At 61.9% G+C, this 20,763-nt stretch carries 16 protein-coding genes; 11 read left to right on the top strand and 5 right to left on the bottom strand.

Features of this window, described 5'->3' with window-relative positions; genetic code table 11:
* Positions 1-108: 108 nt before the first annotated feature.
* The 3 genes from F568_RS0102435 to F568_RS0102425 all read right to left on the bottom strand — a co-directional run bounded on the left by F568_RS0102435 (position 109) and on the right by F568_RS0102425 (position 2,885).
* A complete protein-coding gene (locus tag F568_RS0102435; protein WP_019017107.1) occupies positions 109-357 on the bottom strand; it encodes a YfhL family 4Fe-4S dicluster ferredoxin in 249 nt (82 codons plus the stop codon).
* A gap of 31 nt (positions 358-388) precedes the next feature.
* Positions 389-886: a pantetheine-phosphate adenylyltransferase gene (gene coaD / locus F568_RS0102430; protein WP_019017106.1), complete on the bottom strand. Its 498-nt coding sequence runs from the start codon at positions 884-886 to the stop codon at positions 389-391.
* 112 nt (positions 887-998) lie between these two features.
* Complete coding sequence (locus F568_RS0102425) at positions 999-2,885, bottom strand: beta-ketoacyl synthase (RefSeq protein ID WP_019017105.1); 1,887 nt, start codon at positions 2,883-2,885, stop codon at positions 999-1,001.
* 228 nt (positions 2,886-3,113) lie between these two features.
* On the opposite strand from F568_RS0102425, the gene trmB reads away from it, so the two are divergent.
* The 3 genes from trmB to dacB all read left to right on the top strand — a co-directional run bounded on the left by trmB (position 3,114) and on the right by dacB (position 5,725).
* Positions 3,114-3,812, top strand: a complete 699-nt coding sequence (gene trmB, locus F568_RS0102420; RefSeq protein ID WP_019017104.1) for a tRNA (guanine(46)-N(7))-methyltransferase TrmB — start codon at positions 3,114-3,116, stop codon at positions 3,810-3,812.
* Between the two features lie 89 nt (positions 3,813-3,901).
* Positions 3,902-4,231: a DMT family transporter gene (locus F568_RS0102415; RefSeq protein ID WP_019017103.1), complete on the top strand. Its 330-nt coding sequence runs from the start codon at positions 3,902-3,904 to the stop codon at positions 4,229-4,231.
* 51 nt (positions 4,232-4,282) lie between these two features.
* Complete coding sequence (gene dacB, locus F568_RS0102410; RefSeq protein ID WP_019017102.1) at positions 4,283-5,725, top strand: D-alanyl-D-alanine carboxypeptidase/D-alanyl-D-alanine endopeptidase; 1,443 nt, start codon at positions 4,283-4,285, stop codon at positions 5,723-5,725.
* A gap of 15 nt (positions 5,726-5,740) precedes the next feature.
* Here dacB and F568_RS0102405 read toward each other — a convergent pair whose 3' ends face one another.
* Together F568_RS0102405 and F568_RS0102400 are read right to left on the bottom strand one after the other, a co-directional pair.
* On the bottom strand, positions 5,741-6,493 hold the full coding sequence (locus F568_RS0102405) for a DUF481 domain-containing protein (protein WP_019017101.1): 753 nt from the start codon (positions 6,491-6,493) through the stop codon (positions 5,741-5,743).
* A gap of 96 nt (positions 6,494-6,589) precedes the next feature.
* Entirely contained in the window at positions 6,590-9,115 is a 2,526-nt protein-coding gene (locus tag F568_RS0102400) for a penicillin-binding protein 1A (RefSeq protein WP_019017100.1), read from the bottom strand.
* Positions 9,116-9,358: 243 nt separating this feature from the next.
* Here F568_RS0102400 and pilM point away from each other — a divergent pair, with 243 nt between their 5' ends.
* From pilM to gltB, 8 genes are all read left to right on the top strand, one after another.
* On the top strand, positions 9,359-10,423 hold the full coding sequence (pilM, locus tag F568_RS0102395; protein ID WP_019017099.1) for a type IV pilus assembly protein PilM: 1,065 nt from the start codon (positions 9,359-9,361) through the stop codon (positions 10,421-10,423).
* Complete coding sequence (locus tag F568_RS0102390) at positions 10,420-10,992, top strand: PilN domain-containing protein (RefSeq protein ID WP_019017098.1); 573 nt, start codon at positions 10,420-10,422, stop codon at positions 10,990-10,992. Before pilM ends, F568_RS0102390 begins: the two co-directional genes overlap by 4 nt.
* Positions 10,989-11,603, top strand: a complete 615-nt coding sequence (locus tag F568_RS0102385) for a type IV pilus inner membrane component PilO (protein WP_019017097.1) — start codon at positions 10,989-10,991, stop codon at positions 11,601-11,603. Before F568_RS0102390 ends, F568_RS0102385 begins: the two co-directional genes overlap by 4 nt.
* Positions 11,600-12,139: a pilus assembly protein PilP gene (locus F568_RS0102380; RefSeq protein ID WP_019017096.1), complete on the top strand. Its 540-nt coding sequence runs from the start codon at positions 11,600-11,602 to the stop codon at positions 12,137-12,139. The genes F568_RS0102385 and F568_RS0102380 overlap by 4 nt, the downstream gene beginning before the upstream one ends.
* Before the next feature lie 30 nt (positions 12,140-12,169).
* A complete protein-coding gene (locus tag F568_RS0102375) occupies positions 12,170-14,224 on the top strand; it encodes a type IV pilus secretin PilQ (RefSeq protein WP_019017095.1) in 2,055 nt (684 codons plus the stop codon).
* On the top strand, positions 14,224-14,772 hold the full coding sequence (gene aroK / locus F568_RS0102370) for a shikimate kinase AroK (RefSeq protein WP_019017094.1): 549 nt from the start codon (positions 14,224-14,226) through the stop codon (positions 14,770-14,772). Before F568_RS0102375 ends, aroK begins: the two co-directional genes overlap by 1 nt.
* Entirely contained in the window at positions 14,769-15,875 is a 1,107-nt protein-coding gene (aroB, locus tag F568_RS0102365) for a 3-dehydroquinate synthase (RefSeq protein WP_019017093.1), read from the top strand. The genes aroK and aroB overlap by 4 nt, the downstream gene beginning before the upstream one ends.
* Positions 15,876-16,291: 416 nt before the next feature.
* Positions 16,292-20,749 (top strand): glutamate synthase large subunit, encoded by a 4,458-nt coding sequence (gene gltB / locus F568_RS0102360; RefSeq protein ID WP_019017092.1) that lies wholly within the window; start codon positions 16,292-16,294, stop codon positions 20,747-20,749.
* The last annotated feature ends 14 nt before the right edge of the window (positions 20,750-20,763 follow it).

Raw genomic sequence — 20,763 nt, 5'->3', positions numbered from 1 at the left:
TGGGCGATAACGATTCACGCTAATTTGGGCTTGGAGCACAACTGCCTCGCGATGCAGAACACCACGAGGCAGCGAATCGGGTAAAGAAAACGACGTACAGCGGCGACATCAGGCGGCAACGATGATGTGATACTTTTCCATCAATTGCTCATGGGTTTCCTCGCGCTCCGGGTCGAGCGGAATGCAGTCGACCGGGCACACCTGCTGGCATTGCGGCTCGTCGTAATGACCCACGCACTCCGTGCACCGGTTGGGATCGATCACGTAGATCTCTTCCCCGGGGGAAATGGCGTCGTTCGGGCACTCGGGCTCACAAACGTCGCAGTTGATGCATTCGTCGGTAATCATCAGGGCCATGCTTCAATCCTCGCTGCGTGGTGAGCGACCATCACTGGCCAGGACGCTGACCGGAATCATAGTGCGCGCGCAGCGCGTCAGCGACCCTGGGGTGAACCAGCCGGCTGACGTCGCCGGCTAGGCGCGCAATCTCACGCACAATAGTGGCGGAAATATAAGAGTTCTCGACCGCGGGAGTCAGGAACAGGCTTTCGACATGCGGTGCCTGCGCCCGGTTCATGTTGGCCAACTGCAATTCATATTCAAAGTCGGATACCGCACGCAGACCACGCAGGATGATGCGTGCGCCTTGCTGGTCGAGCAACTCAGTGAGCAGCGAAGCGAAACCGACGACCTCCACGTTACCGAGCTCTTCAGTCACGTCACGCGCCAGTGCCACGCGGGTATCCAGGTCGAATGTCGGTTTCTTGCCGGGACTGGCCGCCACCGCAACCACCACCTTGTCGAAGATCCGCGCAGCGCGCTCGATCAAGTCGAAATGGCCATTGGTGATGGGGTCGAAGGTGCCGGGATAGACCACGATGTTCATGGGCGCATCCTATGCCGGGTCGGGACATCCCGGCGCTGAAAAGGGCCGGGCTCATAGGGTACTCGAAGCATGAGACAGCGACAATTGACGCCGCTGGTCTCTACACCTCGGTCTAGGTCTCGTCCTCGAGACGGCCGTAAGGGTTGTCCACCGCCAGTGAGACCGGCTTGGCATATCCCGGAATATGGATGGCCTGAGCGTCGATCGCCAGTTCGGGACCTTCCAGTACACCTTCGCCGAAACGATAGATGACGCTGAAATCCGCGGCATCGGCGCGCTGAAGGTAGGCATCGCTGGCAGCCTGCGTCGCTTCGCGGTGCTGCTTCCAGCGCTTCACCGCCTCCTGACCATGGCGCTGTATCAGCAGGCGTTCGGTGACTTCGGGCGACAGCACCACGCCGGTGGCGTTGTTGCCACCGAAGCCCTTGGCATTGATGAAGGCGACATCGGCTGTGAAAGGCAAGGGCTCCTGGAACAGTACCAGGCGTTCGGCGTATACGTCGTCGGCTACGGCATCCAGGTGCGGCAGGCCCGGGATCAGGCCGTGAGCGAAGGAACCCAGCGCGCTGGCCAACTGATCGCCGGCAGCGCTGCCTTGGGAGTGCCCGACGAAGGTTTTGATGCCGGCCAGCGGCCATGAAGAGATCTGATTGGCACGTGCAATCTCGTCAAGAACATGGGACTCGGTGACGCGGTTCTTGGGGGTACTGGTCCCATGGGCATGTATGAAGCTGCGTTCACGCACGGCGCGCTCACCCAGCATTTCCGTGGCCAGTCGTACCGCCTTGCCTAGGGTAATGTAATTGCCGATGCCCGGCGCCGAAATAGAGCGCTTCCAGCCGTCTGCGTTGACGAAGACACCGGGTACCGCGCCGAGAATGCACGCACCGGTGTCCAGGGCCAGAGTGTCGTCCATCAGCAGCAGGAACTGGCTGGCCTCGGCAATGGTGAATCCACAATTACGGGCGAAGGGGCGGCAGGCGCGCTGATAGTCTGCGTCAGTCAGCAGGGTCAGCGCATCCAGCGCCTTGAGGCTGTCATCGTCGGCCAGCGCACCCATGGCGCGAAAGCCCTCGATGATTTCGGGTGTGATCGGAGCATCGCTGGTACCGACCATCACGACGCGACGGCGGCCACTGCGGATATCCTCGACACCCTGGCGCAGGTTGTAGAGGAAGCTGGCGCAGGCACCCTGGATGGCGCCGGTAGCCCCCACGCTGCCCAAAACGTAGGCATTGAGAAAGTCGGCCGGCATCTGACCGTAACCCAGCGGCATCTGCTTGGAGGTGGCGCGGTTGCCCGAAACAAAGCTCTTGAGTAGACCGCCCCAGCCCTGCTCATCGAGTTGGCCGATGGAATTGCCGGCATACACGGCAATATGATCCGGGTCCAGGGAGTCGCGCAATCGTTCCCAGTCCAGGCCGCTTTGGCCAAGGCAGTCACTGGCGCCGAACACCGCCATCGACAAGCCGCGAGGATGATGCACGCTGCGATACAGCTCGCCGGGCGTGAAGCCGCAGGGCAGCTGGCCGGCGGCACGAACCTGGGCCGGGCGGCGCTCCGGCATGAGGATGTCGAGCGTTCCGGGTGGAACGCTGACCTCGACTTCGCGGTTGTCCAGCTCACGTACCGACCAGTCTGTTGGCAGCGGTTCGGGCAACTGGCGGCGGCGAACCCGAAAGGTCAACGACGTGTCGTGCTGGAGCTGGGCTTGGCGATTGGCGGGAATGCCATCCACGTCGAAGTGCGACGATTCGATACGTCGTATCAACGTCTTCTCCAGGACCTGCTGGCGATAGCGTGCCACTACGGCGTCGGCGTCGAGATAATCACCTTCGCCGTCCAGCCAGCGGCCGTCCGGTTGGCGTTCGACGAGGTGCATCATCGCCGCCAGGGCAAGCAGGGTGCGTGTCTGTTCCTGGACAGGCAGGGCATCGAGCACGGTACGTCGAAATGCCTGGTGGCCTGATGTCCTACCTGCGGCATTGACACCGCCCATGCCGACAATCACCGGTAACTGTGACAAGCCGCATCCCTCGTATGCTGTGAGTCTACGCGTGTTCATATCCTGCGCGGCACGAGTCAGTGCCGATCAATTCTGGGGCGCGATGATAGCACTTGGGCTGCAGTCCCGTCATGGCGTCAAGCATGAGTCCTGCCATCCCGGCATCCCTCGCTGTTTGCTGGTAGACTGGCCGCCGCTTTCCGACCATTGCCTCGTTTGAGTATGCAATCCAATTCGCGTTCCATCACGACCAATCAGCACGGGCCGCACGACGAACTGTCGCGGCGCGTTGAGCGCGGACTCACGCATCCGTTGCGCAAACCCGTGGCAGAGCATACGCGGCAAGCCTTTGCCCATGCCGAGGCCTGGCTTAAGTTGCACCGCGCGCCGCTGATCCTCGATGCCGGCTGCGGCGTGGGCTTATCGACACGTCGCCTGGCTCTTGAGCATCCTGACCATGCAGTGATCGGGGTCGACCGGAGTGCGGATCGGCTCGCCCGAGAGCATGGCGAGCCACCGGGAAACTCCCTGCTGGTTCGAGCCGACCTGGTCGACTTCTGGCGATTGGCCCTGGCTGCTGGCTGGAAGCCTCGAAAGCACTACCTGCTCTATCCCAACCCCTACCCCAAGGCCGCCCATCTCAAGATGCGCTGGCATGGGCACCCGGTCTTCCCCGCCATTGTGGCGTTGGGTGGGCGACTCGAAGTGCGCTCCAACTGGCGCCTCTATCTCGAGGAGTTCGCCCTGGCCGTTGGACAGGCGTCCGGCCAGCGACCCGAGGTCATCGAGCATCATCCTGCTGGGGAGTGTTTGACGCCCTTCGAAGCCAAGTACCTATCCAGTGATCAGGCCTTGTGGAAGCTGGTGACGGATTTGCCGCATCGGCCTGAACTGCTGCCAGGCCTGAACGATATTCGCTAATGCATGGCAGCATCGTGATTTCCCCAATCGCAATGCGGGGGCTAGACTGTCGCTCTTGTTGCGATGGCCGGTCGTTGAGGAGTGTCTCCATGGGCTATGTATATCTTTTTGTCGCCATTGTGGCCGAGGTGGTGGGGACCAGCGCACTGAAGGCATCTCAGGAGTTCACGCGCTTCTGGCCGAGTGTCGTTGTGGTAGTGGGCTATGGGCTCGCCTTCTATATGCTGACTCTGGTGTTGCGCACCGTTCCGGTCGGTATCGCCTATGCGCTATGGGCTGGGCTCGGTATCGTCTTGGTCACGATAATTGGTGTCATAGTGTTCGGCGAGAAGCTGGACCTGCCCGCCGTGCTTGGACTGACCATGATCATCGCCGGTGTCGTGATCATCCAGGCGTTCTCGCAAGTGTCGGCTCATTAATCTCTGGCTATTGCCTTTCGTTATTCCCTGTTACCAGTAAGGTCTCTTCTCATGTTGCGCCCCTCTGTCGTTCTGCTCAGCGTTCTCGCGCTCCTGGTTTCGCCGCTGCCTGCCGTAGCGGCCGGCTTCGAGCATATTGCCCGGTTGACAAGCGAAGGCTACGCGGTGGGCGCCAAGGCACAGCTACTGGATAGCGGCGAGGTGCTGGGCGAGATCGCTGCCGAGCGACAGCTCTCCCCGGCTTCGGTCACCAAGCTGTATGCCTCGGCGGCAGCCCTGGAGCGCTGGGGGCCTCAGCATCGATTTGCGACGCGACTGGTCACTACGGGGGCTGTGGACGCTCAAGGAACCCTGCATGGCGACCTGGTCATGGAAGGGGGAGGTGACCCGGCACTGGCCACCCAGGACCTCTGGCAATTGGTGCAAGGCCTGCGACAGCAGGACATAACAGCGGTGAAAGGCATGCTTGTCGTCAGTCAGTGGCGTTACGGTCCCGTCGAATGTATCACTACTGACCGCTGCGAGGCCCAGTCGCGCTCGGCTCATGCCTATGATGCCCGGCTGTCGTCGGCAGGCGTCAATTACGGGAGCTGGTGCGTGAGCGTAATGCCGGCAGCTCAGGCGGGCCTGCCGGCGCGAATGCTGAGCTGCGACACTCTCGAGCCGGCCATGGTGGTGGTCAACCAGGTCACGACTGTGGCCGCCGGAGAGAAAGTACGACTGAATGCCGAGCGTGTGACCCATGAGAGCGTAGATACGCTGCGCATCAAAGGGCAGGTGCCGTTGGGTAGCGTACCGCATCCGGTCTATCGCTCCAGCTCCGACCCTGCGCGCCAGACGGGGCATACGCTGCTGGCCTTGCTCGAGCAGAGTGGCGTGGCGGTGAGCGGAGGCTTTTCTACCAGCGACACGCCGCCCCCGGCCACGGCCCGGCCCTTGGCCTCGGTAGAGGGCAAACCCCTGCAGGAACTACTATTGCGGACGCTGAACTACTCCAACAACTTCATGGCGGATGTGCTCAGTCTCAACCTGGTGGACGAACCGCGTGCCTCGCTGGCGCAAGCCGGCCAGGCGCTCGAGGCATTTGCCGAAAGCCTGCCGGGACATGGCCCAGTGACCCTGCTCAGCGGCAGCGGACTGACCACCGAGAACCGCACGTCGGCGCAGGGCGTGAATGCCCTGCTTGAGGCCATGTACCAGCGCCCCGCGTTGTTCCCGACCTTCGTGGCCGGACTGCAACTGCCCGCCAATGGACCGATGCGCTTCATCCGTCGGGGAGGCGAGACGTTCCAGAACCACGTCATGCTCAAGACCGGAACGCTCAATCAGCCGTTTGCGGTACGCTCCGTGGGAGGGTACTTCCGCACCCAGAGCGGGCGCTGGGGCAGTTTCAGCGTACTGGTCAACGGCAATGCCAGTACGCCCTATCTGTCATGGTCGGAGGTGCTGGAACCGCTGGCCAAGGACCTGACGGCGATGATCGATGCCTACTGAGAGAATCTGGTTGGGCTACCAGCTGTAGAGCAGCGAGGCGGCGGTAGTACGGTCGGTATGCTCGTCGCCGGCCTCGGGGGGCGGGTCGGAGTTGTTCTTGAGTTCGTAGGAAATGCGCAGTGCCAGGCTGGCATTGAGCTGGGTGGTCAGTGCCGAGAAGGCCCGTGTCGTGACGTTCTCATGGGTGCCTTCCACGGAAAACTCCTGCTGGAAGTTCGAGCTGTCGGAAAACGCCCATAGATAGTCGAAAGCGCCATAGCCAACCGCCAGGTCCTTGTTCTCTCCCTCCTCCAAGGCGTCACGCCGGTAGCCCGGCCCGGCTTCGACCGACAGGGTGTGGATCGGGCCGTTGAGCAGCTGGCGCCCATAACCGGCGATAGTGGTCAGCTGGTAGTCATAGCCGCTGAAACGGTCCTTTTCCCAACGGGCGAAGCCGAACAGGTAATGGGGCCCGTCGAGTTCGTAGCGCTCGCGTCCGGCGATCAGGTACTGTTCGGCGCTGGTATCGTCGTTCTCTTCCACTTTGCGGGTCTCGCCGCGCAGGCTGTGCGTCCAGCGTCCTGTCAGCCAGGTAAAGCGACCCTTGGCGATCAGCGTCTCGTTATTGGTGTTTCCCGATAGATGGGTATAGCCGAGCTCGGCCTGCCCGGTAAACTCGGGGGCATCATCCCCCGGTGCCGGTGGGGCATAGAACGCGGCGGCCAGTGACGGCACAAGACATGCTGTCACGCTGGTGGCGATGATGGCCGCAAGCCATGGACGAGGCATGTCGAAAACTCCCGGTTCTCTTCGTCATGCAGATAGGCATCAACACGATCGGTAAACGTTACCGCCCGCCAGGAAGTGCCAGGCGGGCGGTGGGTCTCAGAAGATCGCTTCGTAGGTTCCGGTACCCTGCGAGCCGCTTCTGGTTTCCAGCTCCTGCTGGATGCGCCGCGGTTCGTAGTCCGGCAGGTTGCCTTCACGGAACAGCTCCTCGACTCCGCCCGGCTGGTCGTCATGCAGTCGCCTGCCCGTGTCGGGATCGATGCGCGCCGTGACGAGGCCCTCTGGGCGCTCGGGGGCACTTTCCGGCATACCTTCCAGCGCCTGGCGCATGAAGGTTTTCCAGATCGGCAAGGCGGCCTGGGCGCCATATTCGCCCGTGCTTTCATTACTGTCCTTGCCGACCCAGACCGTGGTCACCAGCTCGTTATTGAAGCCGGAGAACCAAGCATCGCGTTGTTCATTGGTCGTGCCGGTCTTGCCGACAATATCGCCACGGTTGAGCTCAAGCGCAGCGCGCCCCGTACCATGCTCGATGACATCCCGCATCATGTCGCGAAGAATGTAGAGGGCCTGCGGGTCGACGACACGTTCAGCGACCGGATAGGCCTTGCCGTCGATCAGTGTCTGGGTGGCACCCTCGGCACAGCCGGGGCAGGCGACCGCGGGGGTGGCCTCGGCCAGCGGTTCTTCCTGGTCGGCCTTCATGATGCGCTGGATATACCAGGGCGAGACCTTGAACCCGCCGTTGGCCAGGACAGCATAGGCATTGGCCATTTCCAGTGGCGTCAGCGAGGCGCTGCCCAGCGCCAGCGACAGGCCATGCGGTAATCTGCCCTCGGCGAAGCCGAAGCGCTCGAGAAATTCCAGAGCGTTGTCCAGGCCGACCGATTGCAGTACGCGAATGGTGACCAGGTTGCGCGACTGATAGAGGCCCACGCGCAGTCGGGTCGGTCCGCGGAACTCACCCTCCGAATTGCCGGGTCGCCAGTCGCCACCGACGTCGCTCATGACCACCGGCGCATCGTTGACTACGGTGGCTGCCGTCATGTCGCCCTGTTGCAGAGCGGCAAGGTAGATGAACGGCTTGAAGATGGAGCCAGCCTGACGGTTGGCCTGGATGGCGCGATTGAACTTGCTATGCTCGAAATTGAAGCCGCCCTGAAGCGCGCGAATGGCGCCGGTCTTGGGATCGAGGACGACAATGGAGCCCTCGATGCCCGGACGCTGGGACAGGCGCCAGTTGCCGTCGTCGTCGCGCATGACACGCACCAGGGAGCCACGCTTGGCGATCTGCTCGGCGCTGGTGGGGGCCTCACCGCGCCACTTCGGACTACGGTAGGGACGAGCCCAGCTCATCGCCTCCCAGTCCAGCGTGATCAACTCGGGCCCCCGAGTCAGGACCTGCATCTGCTTGCCGTCGGTGGATACTACGATGGCCGGCTGCAGCGGTCCGAGTACCGAGGTGCGGTCGAGGACCTTGAGCCAGTTGCTGACATCGCCCTCGATGCCGCTGACCTGGGCCTTGCTGCTTTCTGCCGCCTGACGGGCGGTTTCCATGACCTCAGGCGATTCGGAAAGCTCCTCTTCGAGCCCTTCGCGCTGGGTGCGGTCCTGAGCCTCGACCAGGCTGGGCGGAATGTCGGTCTCCTCCGGTCCCCGCCAGCCATGGCGACGATCGTACTCGATCAGGCCTTCGACCAGGGCCTGGCGCGCCATGGGCTGCAACTCGCTGTCGAGAGTGGTGTAGATGCTGTAGCCGCCGGTGTAGGCCTCGTCGCCGTACTGCTCGACGGCGTACTGGCGCCCCATCTCGGCGACATAATCGGCCTCGACCTCAACCTGGGTTGCGTGGCGGCGTGCCGTCAGTGGAGATTGCACCGCCTGATCGTAGGTGGCCTCATCGATGTATCCCAAGTCGCGCATGCGATAGAGAATCCAGTTGCGCCGAATCAGCGAACGCTCGGGGTTGGCCAGCGGGTTGAAGGTCGACGGCGCCTTGGGCAGGCCGGCAATCATGGCTTTTTCGGCCAGGGTCAGCTCGGCCAGGGGCTTGTCGTAGTAGGCCTCGGCCGCCGCTGCGACGCCGTATGCCCGATTGCCGAGGAAGATCTTGTTCACATAGAGCTCGAAGATCTCTTCCTTGCTGAGGATCTGCTCCATCTGCAGGGCCAGCAGAATCTCACGGATCTTGCGGGTAAAGGTGCGGTCCAGGGTCAGCAGGTAGTTGCGCGCCACCTGCATGGTGATGGTGCTGCCCCCAGACTGGATATCGCCGCCGCTGGCAATCAGTTCGACGGCGGCGCGTGCGAGCCCCTTGGGGTCGACACCGGGGTGTTCGAAGAAGCTGGCATCCTCGGCGGCGAGAAAGGCCTGCACCATGTCTTGGGGAATTGTGTCAAAGGTGACGGGCATGCGTCGTTCTTCACCGAATTCCCCGATCAGCTTCTCGTCTCGGGTGAAGATGCGCAGCGGGGTCTGTAGTTCGTAGTTCTGCAATTGACGCACGTCGGGCAGGCCGGGCGCAAAGTACAGGGCGGCGCCGATGACGGCCAGAATGGCGGCGGCGCTCAGCGAGATGATGAGCCACAGGGCCGAAGTCAGCAGACGTCTGAAAAGCTTCATTGAATGGCGGTATCCGTGGTGTTCGGGTGGTGGTCCGGCCGCGAAGAGCAGGTCAATCCATTGAACTGCGCATTATAGGAATCTGGCGAGGCAGCGGCCAGCGTTGATGGCCAGCTTCGCTTGTGAGTGTGTAAACAATGGAAACACTAGGGGGACTCGTGATTTAGTAGCAGTCGGAAATCGAAGACGCCAGCCGATAATACCAAGGCGGCATACCGCGCATGGGAATCAGGAGTGCATCAATTGTTTGGGCTCAGTAAGTCTGCAAAAGGGCTGATCGGTGTGGATATTACCTCCGCCACGGTCAAGCTGATCGAGCTCAGACGCAGCGGGCAGCAATTCCGCGTCGAAAGCTACGCCGTCGGGCCGCTGCGCGAAGGAGCGGTAGTCGAGCGCCGTATTCGCGACATGGGCGAGGTCGTCGATGTGCTGCGGCGCGTCGTCGACCGGGCACGACCTCATAGTCGACGTGTCGCGATCGCTGTGCCTGCCAGTGCCGCCATCACCAAGACCCTGACCCTGCCCGCCTCGCTGAGTGACGAGGAGATTGAAGCCCGCATTCAACTCGAGTCAGACAAACATATTCCCTTTCCGTTCAACGAAGTTGCCTTCGATTTTCAGCGCCTGGGCCTGAACGCACGTTTTGGCGACCAGCAGGATGTTCTGCTTGTCGCTTGCCGCCAGCAGGACGTGGGCCAGATCACCGATGCCGTAACCCAGGCGGGGCTGGAGCCCGAGGCCGTGGACATCGAGACCTTTGCCATGGAGCGGGTATGCGAGGAGCTGCGGCAGGCGGCCCACAAGCAGGGCGCGCCAGACGAATGTATCGCCGTAGTGGATATCGGCGCGACCATGAACTCGTTTCATGTGCTGCGCGGAGGGCGCATCATCTACAGCCGTGACACGGTGTTTGGTGGTCGTCAGTTGACCGAGGAGATCCGCACCCGCTACGGATTGAGCCTGGATGAGGCGGGGCTGGCCAAGAAGCGTGGCGGGCTGCCTGAAGACTACTTTCCCAACGTATTGACCCCCTTTCTGGATACCCTGATTCAGCAGGTCGGGCGCTCCCTGCAGCTCTACTACACAGCCGGGCGCAACCCTGAGGTCAAGAAGGTCATCCTGGCCGGAGGATCCAGCGTGATCCCCGGGCTCAGCGATCGACTGGCCGCCGATAGCGGTATGCCGGTAGAGATCGCCAATCCGTTTCTGCGCATGAAGGTCAGTCCACGGATCGATATACACACCTTGGCAGGCGATGCGCCCGCCATGCTCACCGCCTGCGGGCTGGCGATGAGGGCACGCAAATGACCATCGACATCAATCTGCTGCCTTGGCGTGAAGCGCAGCGTGAACGCCGCAACCGACGCTTCCTGATCATCCTGGTGCTGGCTGCCCTGGTGGGGGCTGGCGGCGCCTGGGGACTATCGCTGTGGTACGAACAGGCCCTCGACGCGCAGCGACAGCGCAACGAGCATGTTCTGTCACGAACCCAGCAACTGAACGAAGACATAAAAGCCATTCAGGATTACCAGGCGCTCCGCGAGCGCATGCTGGCCCAGATCGAACTGATCGGCGAGCTACAGGCTAGCCGGCCGCAGACGGTGCGCATGTTCAACCAGTTGGTTACCAGCCTGGAAGAGGGTGTGTACTACACGCACATGGCCCGCAAGGGACATCAGTTGAATCTCACCGGGCTGGCCGAGACCAACCGGCAGGTGTCCGACCAAATGCGGGCGCTGGAGGCTACCGAGGTGTTCGCCACGCCGACGCTGTCCGAGGTGCAAGCCGAGGAGGCTACAGGGAGGCGGCGCTTCGACCTGAGCGTTGAAGAAACGCTGCCGCCAGCGGTTACGGATAAGAAGGAGCTGGCACCATGAGCCTGAGTGCCGAACTACGCCGCCTGCGTGACCTCGACTGGCGAGAACTCAGCCTGCGTGAAGCAGGGACCTGGCCGGTATCGCTGCAGGTAACCAGTTGCCTGATTGTGCTGGCCGCGGTGTTCTGGCTGGTTCAGTGGTATGTAGTGGCGCCGCAGGCCGAGGCGCTCGAACGTGAACGGGCCCATGAGAGCGAACTGCTGAGTCAGTACGAGGCCAAGGCTTATCAGGCGGCCAATTTGCCGATGATGCGTGAGCAGATGAGTGAGCTGGAGGCGCGCATAGCCGAGCTGCTGCAGATGCTGCCGACCGGCGCCGAGGTGCCCACGCTGATCGATAACATCAGTGATACTGCGCTGGAAAACCAACTCGCCATCGACTTCATTCGTCTGCGCACACCAGTGCCGCAGGAGTTCTATACCGAGCAGCCGTTCGATATTCAGGTACGGGGCGATTACCACCGCATCGCGTCGTTTCTGTCAGGAGTGGCCGGGTTGCCGCGAATCGTTACACTCCACGACTTCACGCTGGCGCCGGTGGATGACGCCGGTACGCTGCAGCTGTCGATGCTGGCCAAGACCTACAGCCATCGCGAGGAGACGGTGCCATGAGTCGCCCAGTTAGCTTCCTTGCACTGGGTATCGTCATAGGGCTGACTGCCTGCAGCGATGCCGAGTTGGACTCGCTCGATCAGCGCTTGATCGCGATGCGCGACAGCCCGACTGGCAAGGTGGCACCGTTGCCTGAGGCTCCCGTCTACCGGGCTGTGACCTATGACCAGGCCGGGTTGCGCAGCCCATTCTTGCCCGAGCGCCCCGAGCCGGAGGAGACCCCAGCGGGGGAAAATCTGGCCCCGGACCTCACCCGGCCGCGCGATCCGCTGGAAGCCTATCCGCTCGATGAATTGACACTGGTCGGTACGCTACAGATCGACGGCAGGCGTTCGGCACTGGTCCGGGATCCGGAGGGGCAGGTTCATCGCGCCTATCTCGGCGATTATCTGGGCACCGATTTTGGTCGCATCGTGGCGATTACCGAGGCCTCGCTGCAATTGGTGGAGGTTGTCACTAATGGTCAGCGGGGATGGATCGAGCGTAGCCGCACGCTCTATCTCAATAACGACGACACCGACCAGCGCCAAGAGTAGCTGGTAGTTGCGCAGGGGAAGGATGCTTTCATGACAAGATACGTTCGCGGGCTGCTGGTGGCATTGCTGGGGGTGGCCGCTTGTGGTTCGGCTTGGGCGCAGTCGGCCCTGAGCGACCTGGATTTCGGCCAGCGTGCCGACGGTCAGCTCGAGGTGACGCTGCGCTTTTCCGGTGAGGTGCCTGAAGTGCGCGGCTACCGTATCGATTCGCCGCCGCGCCTGGCCATCGACCTGATGGAAACCGTGAGCCAACTGGAGCGCCGGCGATATGAGCTAGGGCTGGGTGGGGTCAACGACGTCGTGGCCCTGGAGGCCAGCGGCCGCACGCGCCTGGTATTCAATCTCGATGCGGCAGTTCCTTATGCGATTCGTGAGCGGGGCGACAGTCTGGTGCTCAGCCTGGGAGAGAGCGCTGCCGACCTGCAGTCCTCTGCGCCGGTCGTGGCCGGCTCTACCTCCAGTGAGTCGCTGGGCCGGACGCCCAGTATCGAAAATATTGACTTCCGCCGTGGCGAGGACGGCGCCAGCCGCCTGATCGTTACTTTCGACCGTGATGGCGTGGATGCCAGTGTCAGGGAGCAGGGGCGCGAGCGCATCGTCGCCGACCTGGAAAACGTCGAGCTGCCGGCATCGCTGGCCCAGACACTCGATGTCAGCGATTTCGGTACCCCGATGCAGCGCATCACCCCCGTCGAAGACGCCGATGGCACCACGTTGTCTATCCAGGCCAGTGGTGACTACGCCATGCTCTCGACCCAGAGCGGTCGACAGTTGATCATCGAGGCGCGCCCCGTCTCAAGCGCCGAGCGCGAGACGCGGCAGCGTGAAATGTTCCCCTATACCGGCAAGCGGATCTCGCTCAACTTCCAGGACATCGAAGTGCGTGAGGTGCTGGCGATCATTGCGGAATTCACCGGGCTCAACCTGGTGGCCAGCGATAGCGTACAAGGCAGTGTGACGCTCAACCTGAGGGACGTGCCGTGGGATCAAGCCCTTGAGTTGGTGCTGCGCAGCCATGGCTTGGCCAGTCGCAAGAACGGGAACGTGCTGGTCGTGGCTCCGGCCAGTGAGCTGGCCTCCATGGAGCGTCAGGAGCTCGAGACCGAGGCGCAAATGCAGGAGCTGATACCGCTGGCCACCGAGTACCTACAGGTGCGCTACGCCAAGGCAGCCAGCCTTGCCGCCATGCTGCGCGGCGAGGAGGGGCTGGGACTGATCTCCGATCGCGGGCGGGTGAGTATCGATGAGCGGACCAATACGCTGATCATCCAGGATACTCGTGAGCGGATCGAAGAGATCATCGGGGTTGTCGATCAGCTCGATATCCCGGTGCGTCAAGTGCAGATTGAGGCACGTATCGTCATCGCGCGTGATAGCGTGGCACGGGAGCTGGGCGTGAGCTGGGGGCTGTCTTCGGCTGATGCCGTTAATGGCGTGTTGGGCAACGGTAGTAGTCTCGATCTGAGTGGAGCCGCAACCGGCTCGGTAAGTGATGGTGGGTTGAGTGTCGATCTGGGAAGCAGTACAGGAGCCTCGACGTCCTTCAGCTTCGGTTATATCTCCGGTGATATTCTGCTCGACATGGAACTGCGCGCGTTGGAGAGCGAAGGCAAGAGCCAGACCATCTCCCAGCCCAAGGTGATTACCGCCAACCAGCAGCCGGCGGTAATCAAGCAAGGCCAGGAGATCCCCTATCAGGAGTCCACCTCTAGCGGGGCGACCAATGTCGAGTTCAAGGAAGCCGTGCTGTCCCTGCAGGTCGTGCCGCAGATCACGCCCGATAATCGGATTATCATGGAGCTGGTCATCAACAATGACGATGTTTCCGACACCACCTTCGATGGGGCCCCGGCCATTGATACCAACGAGATCCAGACTCAGGTACTGGTCAACGACGGTGAAACCGTGGTGCTAGGAGGGATTTTGCGCACCGAGCAGCTGCGTCAGTTGTTCAAGACCCCCTTGCTCGGCGACCTACCACTATTGGGTCATCTGTTTCGCTATACCGAGGAGAGCAATGAGAAGGTAGAATTGCTAGTCTTCATCACCCCGAAAATCATCGAGGATGGGCTGGCAATTCGCTGATGCAGGATTTTCCCAATCTTTTCCTGGTCGGCCCCATGGGGGCGGGCAAAAGCACGATCGGCCGCCTCTTGGCGGCCGAGTTGCAGCGCGATTTCGTCGATAGCGATCACGAAATTCAGGCGCGCTGCGGTGCCGATATTCCCTGGATCTTCGATGTCGAGGGCGAGGGCGGTTTCCGCGAACGCGAAGTTCAGATGATCGACGAGCTGACGCATCGTGCCGATATCGTGCTGGCGACCGGGGGCGGTGCCGTCATGAACGAGGCTAACCGCCGGGCGCTGCGTGAGCGGGGTACCGTGGTCTATCTCTACACCACGGTCGAGCAACAACTGCGCCGTACCGCCAAGGATCGCAACCGCCCGCTGCTGCGCAGCAAGGACCCCGAGGCGGTGCTGCGCGGCCTGTTCGAGCTGCGCGACCCGCTCTACCGGGCGACGGCCGACCTGATTGTACGTACCGACCGGCGCGGCCCCCGTTCGGTGGTCAACGACATTCTTCGACGTGTGACCCGCCTCGTCGACCCTCTGCAAACCAAGGCTGAACCATGACAGCGACCCCGTCCTCGCCACGCTCACTCAACGTCGACCTCGGCGAACGCAGCTATCCCATCCATGTTGCTCCGGGATTGCTCGACGATCCGCAGAGTCTGCGTCCTTATCTGGCCGGCCGCCAGGTCATGATCGTCACCAACGAGACAGTGGCTCCGTTGTACCTCGAGCGGCTCAAGGGCGGCCTGGAGGATGACCTCGACGTGCGCGAGGTCATCCTTCCCGATGGCGAGCACACCAAGACTCTGGCCTCGGTGGAGCGCATCTGGGATGCCCTGCTGGCGGCGGGGTTCAATCGCCGTTGTACGCTGGTGGCGCTGGGCGGCGGAGTGATCGGTGACATGGTCGGCTATGCCGCGGCCTGTTATCAGCGCGGCGTGGCCTTCATCCAGGTGCCAACGACCCTGCTATCGCAGGTCGATTCCTCGGTTGGCGGCAAGACCGGTGTCAATCATCCGCGCGGCAAGAACATGATCGGGGCGTTCTGGCAGCCGCGGGCCGTGCTCATCGATACCGGTACGCTGACTAGCCTGCCGGATCGTGAGCTGAGCGCCGGCCTGGCCGAAGTGATCAAGTACGGCCTGATTCGGGATGCCGCCTTCCTCGACTGGCTGGAAGCGAACATGGGCGAGCTGCTTGACCGGGACGCCGATCTGCTCAGCGAAGCAATCCTGCGCAGTTGCGCGATCAAGGCCGAGGTCGTCGCTGCCGACGAAACCGAGCAGGGCGCGCGAGCCATGCTCAATCTCGGACATACTTTCGGGCACGCCATCGAGGCACATCAAGGCTATGGGAAATGGCTGCATGGCGAGGCCGTCGGTGCCGGCATGCTCATGGCAGCGATGCTGTCACGGCAGTTGGGCTGGCTGAGTGAAGCCGATGTGGCACGGGTCGCCCGGATCATCGCGGCGGCAGGTCTGCCCATGGCCGCGCCAGCGTCCATGGATGCCGATGCCTTCCTTGAGCGTATGCGGCTCGACAAGAAGAATATCGACGACCGGATCCGGTTGGTGCTGTTGAATGCGTTGGGAGAGGCCTGTATCCACGACGAAACGCCCCCCGCGCAGTTACGCAGTTTCCTGGACGACTACCCTCGCGCCTGACCGTGTTCATGGCCATAAGCCTGCGCCTATGCGCAGGCTTTTTTATGCGTGCATAGACAATGGCAAAGACGGTTCTGTGCTGCATGATTTGCATGTCTTATGCATGATCGGCATGGCTTGGCGCAAAGAGATTAGACTAAAGTTGTAGGTAGCGCTTCCCTAGTTCATCAGTGGGCTAACTCTTTGAACGATCAGAGATTTTGGTGAGAAAGGGCGCTAACAACGCGATTTTGAAACGATTTTTGAGCGGGAGGCAGGGGGAGGGAATTGCACTGGCCGTTTAGCGTGGCTATGCTGGTCGGCCTTTTGACATCAGAAAGACGGCCGCTAAACGCCGCGCATAAAATAAAGATAACCATTCAGCTTACCCCGCTTTCTTTCTGGACACAAGTTTCTGCTTTCTGTGAGGCACGCCCATGATGAGAGGTCTCCACCAGCCTGGTGAGTTTCGCGATAACTGTGGCTTTGGCCTGATAGCCCATATGGAAGGGCGGGCCAGCCATGACCTGCTGAAGACCGCCATCGAGTCGCTGACGTGCATGACTCACCGTGGCGGCATCAACTCCGATGGCAAGACCGGCGACGGCTGTGGTCTGTTGCTTTCCATGCCCGATGCCTTCATGCGGGCTATGGCCCGTGAGGAGCTAGGCTTCGAGCTGGGCGAGCAATACGCCGTCGGCAGCGTGTTCCTGCCCGACGATGACGTTCGCGAGGCCGAGGCCCGCGAGACGTTCGAGAACGCCTTGACCGAGCGTGGCCTCACTGTGCGCGGCTGGCGTTCCGTGCCCCATGATTCGAGCGTCTGTGGTCCCATCGCCCAGGCCTGCCAGCCCCGTATTCGTCAGATTTTTGTCGAGCCGGGCGACGCCCAGCGTAGCGAAAGCCAGCTGTTCAATGTCGACTTGTTCATGGCGCGCCGCATCGCCGAGCAGCGCCTCAAGCACGAAGAAGACTTCTATGTCAGCTCGCTGTCCTCCAAGGTCGTCTCCTACAAAGGGTTGATGATGCCGGAGGACCTGCCGACGTTTTATCTGGACTTTGGTGACGAGCGTATGGAAATCTCCATCGCTGTCTACCACCAGCGCTTCTCGACCAACACCGCGCCGCGCTGGCCATTGGCTCAGCCGTTTCGTTATCTGGCCCACAATGGTGAGATCAACACCATCGAGGCCAACCGCAACTGGGCCAATGCGCGCAAGGAGAATTTTGTCTCCGAGCTGCTGCCCGATATCGGCGAGCTCGACCAGGTGGTCAATACTGACGGGTCCGACTCATCGAGCATGGATAACATGCTTGAAATTCTGTTGACCGGGGGCATGGAGCTTTACCGTGCCGTGCGTCTGATGGTGCCGCCGGCCTGGCAGAACGTCGAGACCATGGATGCCGACCTGCGCGCTTTCTACGAATACAACTCCATGCACATGGAGGCATGGGACGGCCCGGCCGGCATCGTGGTGACCGACGGCCGCCATGCCGTGTGCATGCTCGATCGCAATGGCTTGCGCCCGGCGCGTTGGGTGATTACCGATAACGGCTATATCACCGTCGCGTCCGAGATCGGCGTGTGGGGCTATTCGCCTGAAAGCGTAGTGGCCAAGGGGCGTATCGGGCCTGGACAGATTCTGTCCGTCGATACCCACACCGGCGAGGTGCTGCACACCAGCGATATCGACGATCGCCTCAGATCGGCCTATCCCTACAAGCGATGGCTGAACGAGAACGCCAACTATTTGGAGTCCTCGCTGACTGAGCTTGCGCGTTTCCAGCCGATGGAGCCCGACGAGCTTGCGGTCTACCAGAAGATGTTCCTGGTCTCCAACGAAGAACGCGACCAGATCATGCATGTGCTGGCCGAGACCGGCCAGGAGGCAGTTGGCTCGATGGGCGACGATACGCCCATGGCCGTGCTGTCGCGTCAGCCGCGGATGCTCACCGACTACTTCCGCCAGAAATTCGCTCAGGTCACCAACCCACCGATCGATCCGCTGCGCGAAGCGATCGTGATGTCGCTGGAAACCTGCCTGGGCGCCGAGCGCAACGTTTTCGTTGCTACACCCGAACACGCGCATCGCCTGATTCTGACCACGCCGGTCCTGTCGCCGCGCAAGTTCACTGCACTGACCACGCATGACGACCCGGCCTTCGCCAGCGAAACGCTATCGCTGGCTTACGATCCCGAGACGACAGGCCTCAAGCAGGCCATCATCGCACTCTGCCAGCAGGCCGAGCAGGCCGCCCGCAATGGCAAGGTCGTACTGGTATTGTCCGACTGCGGTCTGGTCAAGGGGCAGCTGTCGATCCATCCGGCATTGGCCGTCGGCGCCGTGCACCACAATCTGGGCAACAAGGGCCTGCGTACCCATGTCAACCTGATCGTGGAAACCGGCTATGCCCGTGATTCGCACCAGATGGCCGTACTGTTCGGGGTCGGGGCGACAGCTATCTACCCCTACCTTGCCTATCAGGTCATGGCCGACATGCATCGCACTGGCGACTTGCTCGGCGATCCGGCGGATTCCCGCGAGAACTACCGCAAGGGCATGCAAAAGGGGCTTTACAAGATTCTCTCCAAGATGGGGATCTCGCACATTGCCTCCTACCGCGGCGCGCAATTGTTCGAGGCGGTAGGGCTGTCGTCCGAAGTGATGGAGCTGTGCTTCCCGGGGATGGCCTCGCGCATCGAGGGGACTGGCTTCGCCGAACTGCAGCTTCAACAGGAACTGCTGGCTCGCGATGCCTGGATTCCGCGCAAGGGGCTGCGCCAGGGCGGTCTCTACAAGTACGTTTACGGTTATGAATATCACGCGTTCAACCCGGATGTGGTCCGTGCGCTGCAGGCTGCGGTTCAGCAAAGCGACTACGGGAAGTGGAAGGAGTTTGCCCGCCTGGTCAATGAGCGCCCGGTAGCGACCATTCGCGACCTGCTAAAGCTCAAGCCGGCCGATGAGCCGCTGCCGCTGGACGAGGTCGAGCCGGTAGAAGATCTGATACCACGCTTCGACAGCGCCGGCATGTCATTGGGCGCCCTGTCGCCCGAGGCGCACGAGGCGCTGGCTCAGGCGATGAACGAGACCGGCGGTCGCTCCAATTCCGGTGAAGGCGGCGAAGATCCGGCACGCTACGGCACCATCCGCAGCTCCAAGATCAAGCAGATTGCCTCCGGGCGCTTCGGCGTGACACCGGCTTACCTCGCCAATGCCGAGGTGCTGCAGATCAAGGTCGCTCAGGGTGCCAAGCCCGGAGAGGGCGGCCAGCTGCCCGGCAGCAAGGTCAACGGCCTGATCGCTCGGCTGCGCTATGCCGTGCCCGGCGTGACATTGATCTCGCCTCCGCCGCACCACGACATCTATTCCATCGAGGATCTGGCGCAGCTGATCTTTGACCTCAAGCAGGTCAACCAGAACGCGCTGGTGTCGGTGAAGCTGGTCTCCGAGCCCGGCATCGGCACCATTGCCACCGGTGTGGCCAAGGCGTATGCCGATCTGATCACGGTGGCGGGGTATGACGGTGGCACTGCGGCCAGCCCGCTGACCTCGATCAAGCATGCCGGTAGCCCATGGGAGCTGGGCCTGCCCGAGGTGCACCAGGCGCTGCGCATCAATGGGCTGCGCGACAAGATTCGTCTGCAGACCGACGGAGGCCTGAAGACCGGCCTCGACGTGGTCAAGGCCGCGATTCTGGGCGCCGAGAGCTTCGGCTTCGGTACCGCCCCGATGGTATCGCTGGGCTGTATCTACTTGCGTATCTGCCACCTCAACAACTGTGCCACCGGGGTTGCGACGCAGCACGACTATCTGCGTGACGAGCACTTCCGCGGCACGGTCGATATGGTCAAGAACTACTTCCGTTTCGTGGCAGAGGAAGTGCGCGAGATCATGGCGCTACTTGGTGTGCGCAAGCTCACCGACCTGATCGGTCGCACCGACCTGCTCGAGAAAATCGAGGGCGAAACCAGCTCGCAGCAGAAGCTCGTACTCGATTCGTTGCTCGATAACGACTGGGTGCCGGCGGATGCGCCGCGCTTCTGCGAGGTCAAGCGCAATATGCCGCATGATCTGGCGACCAAGAACGAAGAAATTCTGGATGTGCTGCGCGAGGCCATTGAGAGCAAGAGCGGCGGTGAATTCACGTTCCGCATCAGTAACTGCGACCGCTCCGTGCCGGCGCGTGTTTCCGGCGAAGTTGCCAAGCGCTATGGCGAAGCCGGCCTGGAAGACGCCCCGGTAACGCTGCGCCTGTCTGGCGTGGCGGGGCAGAGTTTTGGGGTCTGGAACGCGCGCGGCATTAACCTTTACCTCGAAGGCGATGCCAACGATTACGTCGGGAAAGGCATGAACGGCGGTAAGATCGTGATTACGCCGCCCCAGGGTAGCCGCTTCGAGAGTCACAAGACGGCAATCATCGGCAACACCTGCCTGTACGGGGCGACCGGCGGCAAGCTGTTCGCGGCGGGAACCGCCGGCGAGCGCTTTGCGGTGCGCAACTCCGGTTCGCATGCCGTCATCGAGGGTGCGGGCGATCACTGTTGCGAGTACATGACTGGCGGCCTGGTTTGCGTGCTCGGTGACACCGGGCTCAACTTCGGCGCGGGCATGACGGGCGGTTTCGCTTACGTACTAGACCAGGATCGCACCTTCGTTGACCGCTACAACCACGAGCTGGTCGAGATCCATCGCGTCAATACCGAGGCCATGGAAGCCTATCGGCGCCACCTGCGTGAAGTGATCCAGGAGTACGTCGCCGAGACCCAGTCGGCACGGGGCCAGGAGATTCTGAGCAACTTCTCCGATTACATCCGCCATTTCTGGCTGGTAAAGCCCAAGGCAGCGAGCCTGAACAGTTTGCTCGCCGAGTCCCGTCGTCGGCCCGAGTAAGAGGAGTCACCGAA

It is taken from the genome of Modicisalibacter luteus DSM 23508 (assembly GCF_000378505.1).
Classification (GTDB): domain Bacteria; phylum Pseudomonadota; class Gammaproteobacteria; order Pseudomonadales; family Halomonadaceae; genus Modicisalibacter; species Modicisalibacter luteus.
The sequence above is the reverse complement of the archived record's forward strand: the minus strand, read 5'-3'. Positions and strand labels throughout refer to the sequence as shown.